General features: G+C 51.6%; 12 protein-coding genes. 5 read left to right on the forward strand and 7 right to left on the reverse strand.

Features of this window, described 5'->3' with window-relative positions; all coding sequences use genetic code 11:
- Window positions 1–13 precede the first annotated feature (13 nt).
- Window positions 14–1,615, forward strand: coding sequence for a DHA2 family efflux MFS transporter permease subunit (locus QMO62_RS31435; protein WP_284646419.1), 1,602 nt, complete (start codon window positions 14–16; stop codon window positions 1,613–1,615).
- A gap of 336 nt (window positions 1,616–1,951) precedes the next feature.
- Here QMO62_RS31435 and QMO62_RS31440 read toward each other — a convergent pair whose 3' ends face one another.
- Both QMO62_RS31440 and QMO62_RS31445 read right to left on the reverse strand, forming a co-directional pair.
- A complete protein-coding gene (locus QMO62_RS31440) occupies window positions 1,952–2,719 on the reverse strand; it encodes an exodeoxyribonuclease III (RefSeq protein WP_284646420.1) in 768 nt (255 codons plus the stop codon).
- Between the two features lie 32 nt (window positions 2,720–2,751).
- Window positions 2,752–3,495: a hypothetical protein gene (locus tag QMO62_RS31445; protein WP_284646421.1), complete on the reverse strand. Its 744-nt coding sequence runs from the start codon at window positions 3,493–3,495 to the stop codon at window positions 2,752–2,754.
- A 159-nt stretch (window positions 3,496–3,654) separates the two neighbouring features.
- Here QMO62_RS31445 and QMO62_RS31450 point away from each other — a divergent pair, with 159 nt between their 5' ends.
- Window positions 3,655–4,431 carry a DUF975 family protein gene (locus QMO62_RS31450; RefSeq protein ID WP_284646422.1) on the forward strand — a complete coding sequence of 259 codons (777 nt, stop codon included), beginning with the start codon at window positions 3,655–3,657 and terminating at the stop codon, window positions 4,429–4,431.
- 55 nt (window positions 4,432–4,486) lie between these two features.
- Here the strand turns inward: QMO62_RS31450 and QMO62_RS31455 are convergent, their stop codons facing one another.
- Window positions 4,487–5,092, reverse strand: a complete 606-nt coding sequence (locus QMO62_RS31455; RefSeq protein ID WP_284646423.1) for a TVP38/TMEM64 family protein — start codon at window positions 5,090–5,092, stop codon at window positions 4,487–4,489.
- 223 nt (window positions 5,093–5,315) lie between these two features.
- Between QMO62_RS31455 and QMO62_RS31460 the strand changes: the two genes are divergently transcribed.
- The gene (locus QMO62_RS31460; protein ID WP_284646424.1) at window positions 5,316–6,062 is read left to right on the forward strand and encodes a DUF1906 domain-containing protein; all 747 of its coding nucleotides are present in this window, start codon (window positions 5,316–5,318) and stop codon (window positions 6,060–6,062) included.
- A gap of 79 nt (window positions 6,063–6,141) precedes the next feature.
- On the opposite strand, the gene QMO62_RS31465 is transcribed toward QMO62_RS31460, so the two are convergent.
- The gene (locus QMO62_RS31465; protein ID WP_284646425.1) at window positions 6,142–7,518 is read right to left on the reverse strand and encodes an immunoglobulin-like domain-containing protein; all 1,377 of its coding nucleotides are present in this window, start codon (window positions 7,516–7,518) and stop codon (window positions 6,142–6,144) included.
- Window positions 7,519–7,818: 300 nt separating this feature from the next.
- Here QMO62_RS31465 and QMO62_RS31470 point away from each other — a divergent pair, with 300 nt between their 5' ends.
- The gene (locus QMO62_RS31470; protein ID WP_284646426.1) at window positions 7,819–8,592 is read left to right on the forward strand and encodes a TerC family protein; all 774 of its coding nucleotides are present in this window, start codon (window positions 7,819–7,821) and stop codon (window positions 8,590–8,592) included.
- Window positions 8,593–8,652: 60 nt separating this feature from the next.
- Here the strand turns inward: QMO62_RS31470 and QMO62_RS31475 are convergent, their stop codons facing one another.
- Together QMO62_RS31475 and QMO62_RS31480 are read right to left on the reverse strand one after the other, a co-directional pair.
- The gene (locus QMO62_RS31475) at window positions 8,653–8,853 is read right to left on the reverse strand and encodes a hypothetical protein (RefSeq protein ID WP_284646427.1); all 201 of its coding nucleotides are present in this window, start codon (window positions 8,851–8,853) and stop codon (window positions 8,653–8,655) included.
- Window positions 8,854–9,059: 206 nt separating this feature from the next.
- On the reverse strand, window positions 9,060–10,880 hold the full coding sequence (locus QMO62_RS31480) for a PAS domain S-box protein (protein WP_284646428.1): 1,821 nt from the start codon (window positions 10,878–10,880) through the stop codon (window positions 9,060–9,062).
- A 272-nt stretch (window positions 10,881–11,152) separates the two neighbouring features.
- Between QMO62_RS31480 and QMO62_RS31485 the strand changes: the two genes are divergently transcribed.
- Window positions 11,153–11,926: a class I SAM-dependent methyltransferase gene (locus QMO62_RS31485; protein ID WP_284646429.1), complete on the forward strand. Its 774-nt coding sequence runs from the start codon at window positions 11,153–11,155 to the stop codon at window positions 11,924–11,926.
- Between the two features lie 51 nt (window positions 11,927–11,977).
- Here the strand turns inward: QMO62_RS31485 and QMO62_RS31490 are convergent, their stop codons facing one another.
- Window positions 11,978–13,099, reverse strand: coding sequence for a hypothetical protein (locus QMO62_RS31490; protein ID WP_284646430.1), 1,122 nt, complete (start codon window positions 13,097–13,099; stop codon window positions 11,978–11,980).
- Window positions 13,100–13,290: the final 191 nt, after the last annotated feature.

Genomic DNA, 13,290 nt, shown 5'->3' on the forward strand with positions numbered 1-13,290 from the left:
GGGGCTGAAGCGAATGACGCAAGCTTCCATTACCGCAGCAAAACCGCAGCTGCAGCCTAAGGAAGGCTATTGGCTGCCGGTCATCGTCCTGATTATCGGTACCTTCATGGCTATACTGGACAGCAGCCTGATGAACGTGGCCCTGCCGAAGCTGATGGCGGTCTTCGGTGTATCCCAGAACGACGTGGAGTGGGTGGTAACCGGGTACATGCTGGCTTCCGCCGTCGTCGTGCCGATGGGCGGGTTTCTGGCCGATCGTTTCGGCTACAAAACGACGTTCTTAACGACATTAATCGCTTTTGTCATCGGTTCGGCCCTGTGCGGCATGGCCTGGAGCAATTCCAGCCTTATCGCGGCACGGATTATTCAGGGCTTGGGCGGCGGCTTTATCATGCCGATCGGTATGGCGATGCTGTACCAAATTGTGCCCCGTGACAAGGTTCAGGTAGCGATGGGCGTCTGGGGCATCTCCGCGATGGCCGCTCCGGCCATGGGCCCGACGCTAAGCGGTTATTTGGTGGACCACTTCAGCTGGCGCTACCTGTTCTATATCAATTTGCCTATCGGAATTCTGGCCATCATCCTCGGCTATCTTCTCTTGAAGGAAACGCCGAAGCAAGAGGGCTTAAAGTTCGACTTTATGGGCTCTTTCCTGTCCATGGTAATGTTCGGTACGCTGCTGCTTGCACTTACCGACGGGCAGAAGGAAGGCTGGACCTCACTGTATATCGTCTCGCTTTTCTTTATCTCGTTCTTTAGCTTTGTGTTTCTGCTGTGGGTTGAGCTCGGCAAGGAGAATCCGATCATGGATTTTCATCTGTTCAAAAATTCGCTCTTCACCATCAGCCTTATCGCCTCCAGCTTCGTGATGATTGCGATGCAGGGCGGCGTCTATCTGATGCCGGTGTACATCCAGAACGTGCTGGGGATGACGCCTATGCAGACGGGAATGCTCATGATGCCGCAATCCATTGCGATGGCCTTCATGATGCCGGTGGCAGGGAAGCTGACGTCCAAGTACGGCCCTGTGCCGCTTAGCGTCATCGGTTTGGCGCTCGTCGGGTGCGTTACGGTCGAGCTGCACAATATTGCGCAAAATACGCCGCATCACTGGATCACCTGGATGCTGGTCATCCGCGGGATCGGAATCGGCCTCTGTATGATGCCGTTATCGTCTGCAGGGCTGAATACACTTCCCAACAGTATGATCGGCAGAGCATCGTCATTATCCAATGTATTCCGGAACGTTATGGCGTCGCTCGGGATTGCCGCGCTTACAAGCATCATGACCCGAAGCACTACAAACTACGCTTCGCATATCGCCGAGAAGATCGATGTGACGACGCCTGCTTTCAATGAGTTTCAAACGAATGTGGTCCATCGTTACCTGGAGCTGGGGACGGATTCTTTATCGGCCGCGGGAGGTGTCAGCGGTGTATTGGCAGCCGTCATACAGAAGGAAGCCTTAACCCGCGGCATCGCCGAAACACTGTTAATCTCCGCCATCCCTGCTTTTATCTCGATGGTCCTGGTCTTCTTTATGATTAGGAGAAGGAAAGCAGGGGCGGAAACAGAGCATGGGGCTGACAAGAAGCATGTGATGATAGAGATGTAAGTCTCCGGGTATGCTTAAAGCTGCAAAACGGCACAAATCGCTCTGCATGGATCTTCTATGCTGAGCGATTTGTGCTATAAGGCATCATTTCTTGGGGATTTCGACCTGTTAGGCGGCTAGGGGTGGAAGAATTATGTATTTTCTCACAAATCTTCACATAAACCATTCTTTCTCATATTGATTTTTGTACTTTTGCAGAAATGGCAAACATCTCTCGGGTTGAACCCATGAATCCTGGCTGAACATTCTCCCGATCGCGAGAAGGGGCTGCCCATAGTCATGCATCATGACCTGCATGAACCTTTGGGAGCCCCTTCATATTATCAATATTAAACGTTATGAAATGTTTATCTCATCAATCTCCAGCACGATCGGGCAATGGTCGCTGCCTAGTACCTCGGAGTGAATCTGTGCGTCGACCAAGGCAGGCTGCAGCCGTGACGAGCAGAGGAAATAGTCGATACGCCAGCCTACATTCCGCTCCCGCACCTTGGGCATGTTGGACCACCAGGTAAAGGCATCGGTCTTGTCCGGGTAGAAATGCCGGAACGTATCGGTGAACCCGGTCTCCAGCAGCAGCGATAGCTTCTCCCGCTCTTCGTCCGTGAAGCCGGAATTGCCCCGGTTGGACTTGGCGTTCTTAATGTCAATCTCCTGATGAGCTACGTTCAGGTCACCGCAGACGATGACGGGCTTCCTGGCGTCCAGCTCCTTAAGGTATCCGCGAAAGCGATCCTCCCATTCGAGCCGATATTCCAGACGGGACAAGTCGCGCTTCGCATTGGGGGTGTAGACGGTGACGAGATAAAATGCTTCAAATTCCAGTGTGAGGATACGGCCCTCCGGCTCAGAGTCTTCTTCGATCCCATAGCGTACAGAGAGCGGCTTCAACCTGGTAAAAACCGCAGTGCCGGAATATCCCTTCTTCTCCGCGTAATTCCAATACTGCTCATACTCCTCGCCGTAATCCAGCGCAATCTGGCCCTCCTGCAGCTTCGTCTCCTGCACGCAGACGATATCGGCGTTCATTCGGGCGAAATACTCGTTAAACCCTTTATTGACACAGGCCCGAAGGCCATTCACATTCCAGGATATCAGTTTCATTGCAAGTCCTCTCCCCGACTTTCATTCCCACATTACTTAACTTTGTTAATCTTAGCAGGATTATTAATTTTATAAGGAACCGGATGCTTCGTCAACTTCTTGGCTACGATCTTGGCATCGAAGGTAATCGTATCGCCAACCTCCAGCTCCAGCTTTTTCATCGTATTGCTGTGGCTGGACCAGGCCGTTCCGACCTCCGTCTCGGGATCCGTAATCGATACCGCTTCGTAAATGATGACCTCGTCATCCGTATCGGCAAAATGATTCGGAACCGTCGCGAACTCCTTGACCGTTGCGATCATGCTGACCTTCCCCTCAGGAAGCTCAAGCTTAGGCGCTCTAGCCGTCTTAGGGGCCTTCGGCTGGGCCGGCTCCTTGACGGGCTTGCTCTTCGGCGCTGCTTCCGCTGAGGGCTTGTCCTTCGCGGACTGCGCTTTGGCAGGCGTCTCCCCATCGGCCGAATCCGAAGCAACTTCTTGCTCAACATCGGTAGCGGTGATCAGCTTCTGGCTATAGCTCGCCGCCTGCATTTCTTTCAGGTAAGAGGGATGGATACAGTGCCTCTGCTGATTATCGAATTCAATAACGGCCGTCATGTCATCCACATAACCGACAATACTGCACGCGAGGTGTTTCCCATTTCCCTTATAGTAAAAGCTTTTGGTCTTGGCCGCCTTCTCCGACAGCAGTCCCCATTCCTTACACTTGTCCATCAAATCAGACTCGGTATCGAAGGCATAATAACTGGCCGGTTCGATCGTAAACGAATGCTCCATTGGATCTCCGCCTTTCTTGTCGTTATTGTCTATTTTAACATGATTTTGTCACTTCAATCATCTTCTCCCGTGAAGATGTATAGGATAGTAAACGAAACTAATCAGAAGAGATAGCGTAATATTGATCATCCAATTATTTTTTAAAAGGAGGAATGCAGTGTGTGGACACGAGCGGAGCTCAAAGCCAGAGCTAAGGAGGCACTCAAAGGCTCCTACTGGAAGGCGTTTCTGGCCAGTCTGGTGATTGTCATTGCGACAGGAGGGTTAGGGGGCTCCTATAATTTTGGAGGGGGCGGAGGTGGCGGCGGCACATCAGGGAATTCGCCGTCCTTCGGCTGGAATTCCTTCTCTCCCGACGGAGACGGTTCTTTTGTCTGGGTGATCCTGGCGATAGCTCTGCTGATCGGTCTTGTCGTGTTTGTCATCTTGATGGCGTTTCGAATCCTGCTGGGCTATCCTCTTGAGGTGGGAGGAAGACTCTACTTCAAGCAGGCCGCGGAGCAGGACGTGAATCTCGCTCATATCGTCTATTCTTTTGACAAGGGCAGGTACTGGGACATTATTAAAGCTATGTTCTGGAGAGGACTGCTCACCTTCCTTTGGTACCTGCTGCTGATCATCCCGGGTATTGTCAAGACGTACGCCTACAGCCTGGTGCCCTATATCCTGAGTGACAATCCCAATATCGGCTACAAGCGCGCCGTCGAGCTCAGCAAGCAAATGACCGCCGGACATAAATTCCGGATGTGGGTTCTTGATCTTTCTTTTATCGGATGGTATTTATTGGGCCTCATTGTATTTATCGTCGGCATTTTCTTCGTCATGCCTTATGTGGATTCGACGAAGGCGGAGCTTTACCGCACGCTTCGCCGCCTTGCGATTCAGCAGGGAATTACCAGCGAGGAAGAGCTGCGACTCAACCCGCCCGCAGTATAGGCTCCACCAATAATACAGCCACCCTTCGAGCACTCGGTCTCCTAGGGTGGCTTTTTCACGTCTCGTGCTGCAGCTGTTTGGTATAACGGGCCTCAAGCTTACGAATCACGACCAGGGAGCCGATAATCATCGCAGCGATGTACAAAAGGCTCCAGGGATTCTCCGCATAGCGGGAGGGATCATGACCGAAATAAGAAACGGTAAAAATCATGATGCCTTTGCCGGCGGCAACCGCAAGGGCGAACGACCGTATTCTCATGCCTGCCAGTCCGGCCGCCATATTCACTACCACGAACGGGCCAACGGGGAACAAGCTTAAGAGAAATACGTAGCTGAAGGCATTGCGGCGGATCCAAAGCATGCCCCGCTGTACCTTGGGCTTGCGGTACCAGCGCTCAAGCAGGCGATGACCCGCAATGCGGCGGACAAGCAGGAAGGTTGCCATGCAGCCGCTGACCATACCGATCCAGGAATACAGGAAGCCGAGCCAAAGTCCGTATACGACTGCATTCAGGCCAACGATGAGTAACGTAGGCAGCGGGGGAATGAACGATTTAAGAAAGGTCAGGAGGATGCCCGGCAGCGGTCCCCAGGATCGGAATCGCTCGAGCAGCGCCAGCAGATTCTCTTCCGTTACATTCGTTATCCATTCTGGGCTCATCGCTTCGTTTCACCGACCCTGATCTTGTGTAATAGTAATCATTTCTACTCCATACTACTGGAAAGCACTTCTGGTTACAAGCAGTCTCACCGGAACGAAACAGGCTGTATCGCCCGGCGCAAGGAAACAAGAGACAGTTGCCTATTTTTGACGAAATATCCGCATTCGCCGCTGCGAAGCTCATGTTGATATCATAGGCTGATAAGTAAAGGAGGGATCACCAATGGCAAAAGGCATCGATTGCTCAACTCCCTTAACGGCTCAAACCGCAGCGGCTTTTGCGAATGACGGCTACGAATTTATTTGCCGCTATCTTGTTCCCACCGGTTGGAAGCGTTTGACAAGGGGGGAAGCCGAAATCATTAGCGAGGCCGGCATGCAGATCGTATCGGTATTCGAAACGACGGCGGACAGGGCGCTAGGAGGCAGAAGCGCCGGGCTGGCGGATGGGGCGACGGCTTTGCGGGTCGCTGCGGAGGTGGGACAGCCTGAAGGCAGCACCATTTACTTCGCAGTGGACTTCGACGCAACCAACGCACAGCTTCCAACGGTAATCGAATATATTCGGGCCTGCAGTGAAGCCACCCCGAATTTTAATACAGGGGTCTACGGATCCTACAGAGTCGTAGAAGCGGTTAGTGCTGCGGGCGCTTGCTCCCGATTCTGGCAAACGTATGCTTGGAGCGGGGGGCAGCAATCCCTTGCAAGACACATTTATCAGTACCGCAATAATATATCGATGAACGGCATTCTGGTCGATCTGAATGAGTCTTACGGATCCGAGGGATGGTGGAGTACAAACGGAAACGGCGGAGGTGAGGACAACGTGCTGGATCCAGGCGTAGCCCAAACCATAATCAATACATGGATTTCTCCCGCATGGTACGAAACGGATGACCAGGAACAGAAGGATTATCTCCATTGGCTGGCCAACGAGCTTCGGAGAGCTTCCGGTCTTCCGGTGGAGTAAGGAGCGGGGAAGCTTTGAACTACCAAATAAAAAACTTCTGCTGTCGCCTTAGGAAGGCATCCAGCAGAAGTTTTTTTCTTTATCGTTCTTTCACCGTAACGGTAAAGGTTTTCGTATCGCTGTACCCGTTACCGACAATAATCGCAGTTAGTGTCACGCTTGCGTCCCCTTGGCCATCCAGCGGACGAACAACCGTTTTCCCGTCATTCGAGATGATGGCTGGAGCGCTGGAAACCCACATGATCGTCGAACCGTTCACCCCAACGGCAGGCAGCGTTAACGCACCGGTCACACTGGAAGCCGTATCGGTGCCGCTGTACGTAATGGCAAGCGCCTCTTTATCGGACGCCACCTTCTGTGCGTCGCTGAGCTGCTGCTTCACGATCACTGTGAATACCTTCACATCCGCCAGGCCGCTGTTCGAGAGAGTGGCGGTTAGGACAACCGTTGCGTCGCCTGCACCATATGCAGGGCGGTTCACCGTTTTACCATCCGCCGACAGGACGGCAGGATAGCTGGAAGTCCATGTAATGGTAGAGCCATTCGCACCGGTGACCGGGAGCGTAAACGGACGCGTCACACTGCTGAGCGAATCCGAGTCTGCGAACGTAATGGCGAGAGCTTCTTTGTCCGCCGCCAGCTTCTGCTGTGCTGTGAGCTGCTGTTTCACCGTCAGTGTAAAGGTCTTGGTTTCACTCACGCCGTTATAAGTGATTACTGCCGTCAGGGCTACGGTTGCATCCCCTGATCCTGCTGCCGGTCGAACCACGGTACGTCCGTCATTCGATACGACGGAGGTGTTGCTGGAGAGCCAAGTGATGGAAGATCCGTGAAGTCCCGTTGCCGGCAGAGTTACAGGAGCAGTGACACTGCTAAGGGAGTCGGAGCCGCTGAACGTGATGGCAAGAGCCTCTTTATCCGCGGCAACGCGCTGGGCATCCGTCCATTGGCTCTTAACGGTCAATTCAAACGTTTTGGTTGCCGTAGCCGACCCGTAGGTGAGCGTTGCCGTGAGTGTCACCTTTGCATCTGCGCTTCCATAGGCGGGACGGTGGAGCGTCTTGCCGTCATTCGACAGGACCGCAGGGTTGCTGGACACCCATGTAATGCTGGAGCCATGCTCTCCCTTCGCCGGCAAGCCGTCCAGCGGCAGCGTCACGCTGTCTGCGGTATCAGTCCCGCCAAAGTCGATAGAAAGTTCCTCTTTATCTTTAGCCACGATGTATGCATCGGATTTTTCTTCATCATTCTCGTCATGCTCACGCTGCAGCTTGCGTTCGAGGTTACGCTCAAGTACTTCCCGTGCCCGATCGCTTTTCTTTCCGCTCTGAAGTGCGCGCTCCAGTCCGGTTTTCTTCTCCCCATGATCGGGTTTGTCGGCAAGTGCGACGCTTGGTACGGCAATGGCTGCAAGCAAAATAGCAGTGGATACGGCGTGCTTAGTGAAGTTTTTCATCGGTTCATCCCTCTTTCTTCTAATGAATATGTAAGCCGCCCATGCGGCTTCATTCCTGCCAAAGAATGGATACATCAGAAGCATTCGGAGGCATTGATGCGAATGAGGGGGCACGGCTGGAAAATTTTTCTGAACAAGATTCCGGAATACCACCTCACTCCGCTCCTGATCGGGGAAAAATGAAATGAACCTTAACGGCAATGAATTACGTATACGTATTGTCGGGCAAGTAAAATATTATAAAAAATGACTTTATTGGCAGACTATACTTACCATAGCTGTAGAAGGGGGAAATTCAAGTTGGAGTCATTGTGGTTGGAGTATGCGTGGGCTTTACTCATTCTTATCGGTTTGGAGGGATTGCTGTCGGCCGACAACGCGTTGGTGCTGGCGGTGATTGCCAAGCATTTACCGGATGAACAGAAGAACCGAGCTATTAACTATGGGATCATTATGGCCTTTGTCTTTCGTTTTGCCGCTCTTTTTGCGATTTCCTTTATTGCAAATGTCTGGCAGGTGCAGGCGATTGGCGCGGCCTATCTTCTATACCTAGGTCTAAAGCACATCATCCAAGCGCGGCTTGGTAAGAAACATGAGAATATTCACAAGGATGTAAAGCAAGAGGCTTCAGGGAAAGGCTTTTGGCCTACAGTAGGAAAAATTGCGCTGGCTGATCTCGCTTTTGCAATAGATTCCATTCTTGCTGCCGTAGCGCTTGCTCTTGGATTACCGGATTCGCCGCTTGGCGATTTCGGCGGGATGGACGGCGGACAATTTATTGTAGTGGTTCTTGGCGGGATCGCCGGCTTAGTCTTAATAAAATATGCAGCCACCTGGTTTGTAAAACTGCTTGGGCAACGTCCGGCGCTGGAGACAACGGCTTATGCGATCGTAGCCTGGGTTGGGGTAAAGCTGGCTGTAATAACGCTTGCCCACGAGGATATTAGGATTTTGAATCCTCATTTTCCTCATAGCACGGGCTGGACCTTGGTCTTCTATGCTGTCTTAATAGCAATAGCCCTTCTTGGTTGGTTTGCACCCAGCAACAAGCTTTCCAAAGCTGGCCATGCCTAAACGAATGGTTCAAAAAAACAAGCACCGATTCTACCATCCGGTAGGCCGGTGCTTGTGTCATTAGGAAGCGGAGGCACTGCGGTCAAAGTTCGGTCTATATTCCTTCAGCATAAGAACCATTTCGCAATCCTTGTCCTGCCGGAAGCTTTCACAAACATACCGGGGCTCTTTCCAAAGCACATAATTCAATCGCATCGTTCGGCCGCAATTCGGGCACGGAATCGATTGCTGCACATCCATAATACCGTCATCCTGCATCATGCTGATAAATTCCTCCTTAGTAGTGTCGTTCGTTCCTTATGCGAAGTCTATGAAGAGGATTATCATAGGTTACTAGCAAGAATGATTGTATATCAGCTCTTCCGCACTTACTGTCGAAATATTAGAAAAAAAATAAATTTTTTCCAAACCGCCATAAATAAGAAATAACCCGCATAGCCGTTATTAGCGGCTATGGGGCTTCTTTCTTAAGGGACGAGCGGCAGAACCACTTGCACCAGCGTCCCCTGGTTCACTTGGCTGCTAACGCGCAGCTGTCCTTGATGATCCTCGATAATGCGCTTGCTTACCATAAAGCCGAGCCCGGAGCCCTTTTCCTTCGTCGTATAAAAGGGTTCCCCCAGCCTCGCCAGCTGATCGCTTGGAATGCCGCAGCCCTGATCCTGGATGCTGATGACCGCCATCCGGCCGTTTGGATCCGTATAAGCCTCGATGGAGATGACGCCGCCGTTCGACATGGATTCAATCGCATTTTTAATAAAATTAATAAATACTTGCTTCAACTGGTTCTCGTCGCAGTGGACCGACAGCTCAGCCTCCTGCATAATTGCCGTCAATTGCACATTTTTCATGAGCGCTTGCGACTCAAGAAGCTGGATGACCTGCGCAATTACATGCCTGACATCCTTACTTAGAAAGTCGGCCTCGCGCGGCTTAGCCAGAAGAAGCAGTTCGTTCAGAATGAGCTCAATCCGATTCATCTCTTCGGAAATGATCTCAAAGTACTGCGGCTTTTGCGCGATCTGACGCTCCAGAAGCTGCAGGAAGCCTTTAATCGCGGTGAGCGGATTGCGGATTTCGTGGGCAATCCCTGCGGCCAGCTGACCGGCAAGAGACAGCTTCTCGGTATTGAGCATAATCTGCTGCGCCCGCTTTGCCTCTTCCTCCGCTGCCTTTCGATCCGAGATATCGCGGCTGATACCCAGCACCTTTTCTATGTCGCCCTGCCCGTTACGTATGGCCTTGAATGTCGTTTCGAACCACAGCTCTTGACCGTTCCTGTGCCTCATGCGGCTGGTGATCACATCTTCATCCGAAGCATGAAACAATCCGTCGCTTCTTAGCAGGGGAGCGTCCTCCGGATGCCATAGATCGGCCAGGTGCCACCCTTTCAATTCCTCCGGAGTGAAGCCAAGCTTCGCTTGAACCGCCGGTGAAATATACTCGATGTGCCCGTCCGGCTTAGCATACATAATGATTTCTTGGGCATGGCCCGAGATCAGCTCATACAGCTCTTGATGATGCCGCAGCTGCTCGGTAGTCCGTTTGAACTCGGTAACGTCCTTGGAGATGGCATAAATACCAACAATGCGATCCTCTATGATTATCGGTACGTAGGTCACGCGCAGCAGCACCTCGCGTCCCGATTTGTGGGTGATGCGACCTTCGAATTCTTGAGATGTTCCAAGGAGCGCCTCCTCATAATGCTTGCGGAACAATTCATGATCTTTTAAAAGCATGTTGTCAAAGGCTTCCGGCATCTCGTGCTTCGAGTAGCCGGTAACCCTTTCGCAGGCATCGTTTACTCGAAGGAGTGTCCCGTCCAACGCAATGGACATTACCAGATCAGGGTGCTGCTCAACGAGCGACTTGTAACGCTGCTTGCTAACCTGCAGCTGCTTTTCCGTGCACTTTCGTGTGGTAACGTCCTGAAGCTGAACGATGAAATAAAGTGCCGTTCCCACCTCGTCACGAACCAGAGATGCACTCGTCAGCCCCCATAATAGACGGCCGGAAGGGTGGACATAACGTTTCTCTAACTGAAAATGATCCGCTTCACCTTCTAGCAATTTCCTGACTTGTTCCATGCTAGATTCGAGATCCTGCTTCTCCGTAATGTCTTGATAACGCATGGCGAGCAGCTCATCATTGGAATATCCGAACATATGACGCAGCGCTTCGTTCGCTTTTAGAAAATATCCGTTCAAAGATACGAAAGCCATGCCGATAGGAGCCTTCTCGAACGCATGAACAAAGAAAGCATCCTTGTCCATCCTTAGATTTGCCATGATCATAATTCCTTTCATAAGAAGCAGTGGAAGTTTGAAAGAAAAGGGTAATTTGATATCGGCATGTCTAGCTTCCTATCTAGCTCATTTCCAATACACGATTCGTAGCAGTTTGATCATATCATAGGTTTTGAATCATTTTACCATAAATTAATTTAAATTTAATAGTGGTAACAGAGCAGGCAAAGGATTGTTTGTTGTTTCACTTTCCAATATACTGGAATAAAATTTACCAATTGGTAGATTCTAGTAAAGTAGAAGGGGAGATCGACATGCCTAGCATTGAAGAGAACAACGCAACTTGGTCGCGCCAATATCATTGGCCGCAAGCAGGTGACGAATGGTCGGAATGGTGGGGAGGCACATCAGGTCTATGGATGGGAACGCTGTACCCTCGTATTTCCAGATTTCTTCCTGCGGGAAATGTGCTGGAGATTGCGCCGGGCTACGGACGCTGCACACAATTCTTGAAGCAGCTGTGCCGGGAGCTGACGATTGTAGACTTATCTGCCGCCGGAATTGATTATTGCCGCAACCGTTTCGCCGAGGACCGTCACATCCGTTATTTTGTCAATGACGGCAAGTCGCTCGATATGATCCCCGATGAATCGATTGACTTCGTTTTTTCCTACGACTCGCTGGTTCACGTGGAGAGAGATGTGATGGAGGCTTATCTGATGCAGCTCGGCAGGAAGCTGAAGCCCCGAGGCTCCGGGTTCATTCATCACTCGAATATGGGCATGTATCGCAATGAAGAGACCGGAAAGCTTACCACGGACTATAATCCCGGATGGCGGGGGAGCACTGTGTCTGCAGCCGTCTTCGAGGAACTGTCATGGCAGGCGGGGCTGCAATGTATATGTCAGGAGCAGATCGTATGGTGGGAAGGAACCGATCTTCTAAGTGATTGCTTCTCTTTCTTTACCCGTTCTCCAAGGACTCCCTCCTCCTCGAATCTGGTGATCCGTAATTATTTATTTCCCGAGGAGTATAAGCGTATCGCGGCGTTGTCCGTCTATGATCGCACTCCGAATCAGGCTTCATAATGGAAGAGAGGCTGTCCCAACTTATGGAGGTTGGGGCAGCCCTTCGGCATCTTAGGAGATCATCTCGATGGATTCGATTTTCCAGGGGTCGATCAGGGAGGCTCTTTGAAGACGGAAGGTATATCCCGTCTTGATCCTGCGTTGTCCCTCGGGGTAAATGTTAACTTCCATAGGAATCTCCATGAGCAGCCGGTCCTTCAGGTCCTGCTGCTCTATCGGCGGCTTTCGCAGAATGCCCTGAATTTTGCCGTTTCCTTTTACGAAGAAATCCATCTGCCGATCAGTAGGCCGGCGGAAGCTCATTCGGAAAATTTGGGCGTCCTTCAAGGCAAAGGCGGAGAAAAACGCGTTCACCACCTGATAGGGCGAGGCTTGATCGAAGTACTCGTCCAATCTGCCCGCCGCTTTGTAGATCATCAGCTGATGTTCCGGATCTACGTTACCGGAACCGTGCGTGGAGCTGCCGACGAAGTGGATGCAGAAATGGCCGGAAAAATTGTTATCCGGAATGCCGTCTCCTCCGTGAGGCATGCCGTGCATGGAGGCAGCATACTGTCCCTGTTCCGTAAGCACAAGAATCGCCTTGCGCTGCCAGCTCCACCGCCCATCGTAGATTTTCTTCATAATAGCGGTGTCTTCCTTCGTCAGTGGCTGTACATCGGCGTGATTGCTGCCGGCTCGCCGCTGTACATGAAAGGTCAGGCCGCTCTCCACGTCCTTCACTTGGAACTTGGCCTTCCTCGGGATTATGCGGGACGCTTCCTTCCAAGCAATGAACTGTCCGTAATGTTTAGCGCGTAAATGATATATGTGCCGAAGCAGCTCCGACTGCTCGGCAAAGGGCAGAACCAGCAGCTCACGGGATAAGTCATCGTACAGATTTCCCCGGCGGTCTACAGCATATGTTCTAGCTTGTGGGTTATCGGGAACGGTGACGTAGGCATCGGTTACAGGAGCCTCAGCGTTCGGCCGGCGCACCGCATGCCGGATACCGCGGGCGAGCAAGTCGGAATCGACTTCATTTTGTGTAGCCATAGCGGAGTCCGGAGAGGCCTTAATCGTTAAGGTAGCTGTCGCCGCCGCCAGTGCTTTCGGCTGCAGGGCAGACGATATGGCAATTGTGAGCAATAACAGAACGGCTAAACAACGTTGGGTTCGTGTTGATGGATGCATACTTTCCCCCTACTGTAAATCATTTACTTCTATATATCATTCCCCATGAGGCCCCGGACATTATTCATTTTTTTCTAACAACGTCCGGCCTTTAGAAGCAGCACGGATTGATTGACGATGCCCGGTCTGCCGTGTTAGCATGGATGAAATTTACAGAAGAAAGGATACTGCCTATGTCCAGATTAGTGCAT

It is taken from the genome of Paenibacillus silviterrae (assembly GCF_030167925.1).
Lineage (GTDB): Bacteria > Bacillota > Bacilli > Paenibacillales > NBRC-103111 > Paenibacillus_G > Paenibacillus_G silviterrae.

Bases quoted from the DNA above. Each gene is read 5' to 3' on its own strand.
- QMO62_RS31465 (WP_284646425.1), bottom strand. From the start codon at position 7,518: ATGAAAAACTTCACTAAGCACGCCGTATCCACTGCTATTTTGCTTGCA.
- QMO62_RS31455 (WP_284646423.1), bottom strand. From the start codon at position 5,092: ATGAGCCCAGAATGGATAACGAATGTAACGGAAGAGAATCTGCTGGCG.
- QMO62_RS31445 (WP_284646421.1), bottom strand. From the start codon at position 3,495: ATGGAGCATTCGTTTACGATCGAACCGGCCAGTTATTATGCCTTCGAT.
- QMO62_RS31460 (WP_284646424.1), top strand. From the start codon at position 5,316: ATGGCAAAAGGCATCGATTGCTCAACTCCCTTAACGGCTCAAACCGCA.
- QMO62_RS31485 (WP_284646429.1), top strand. From the start codon at position 11,153: ATGCCTAGCATTGAAGAGAACAACGCAACTTGGTCGCGCCAATATCAT.
- QMO62_RS31435 (WP_284646419.1), top strand. From the start codon at position 14: ATGACGCAAGCTTCCATTACCGCAGCAAAACCGCAGCTGCAGCCTAAG.
- QMO62_RS31490 (WP_284646430.1), bottom strand. From the start codon at position 13,099: ATGCATCCATCAACACGAACCCAACGTTGTTTAGCCGTTCTGTTATTG.
- QMO62_RS31440 (WP_284646420.1), bottom strand. From the start codon at position 2,719: ATGAAACTGATATCCTGGAATGTGAATGGCCTTCGGGCCTGTGTCAAT.
- QMO62_RS31480 (WP_284646428.1), bottom strand. From the start codon at position 10,880: ATGGCAAATCTAAGGATGGACAAGGATGCTTTCTTTGTTCATGCGTTC.
- QMO62_RS31475 (WP_284646427.1), bottom strand. From the start codon at position 8,853: ATGATGCAGGATGACGGTATTATGGATGTGCAGCAATCGATTCCGTGC.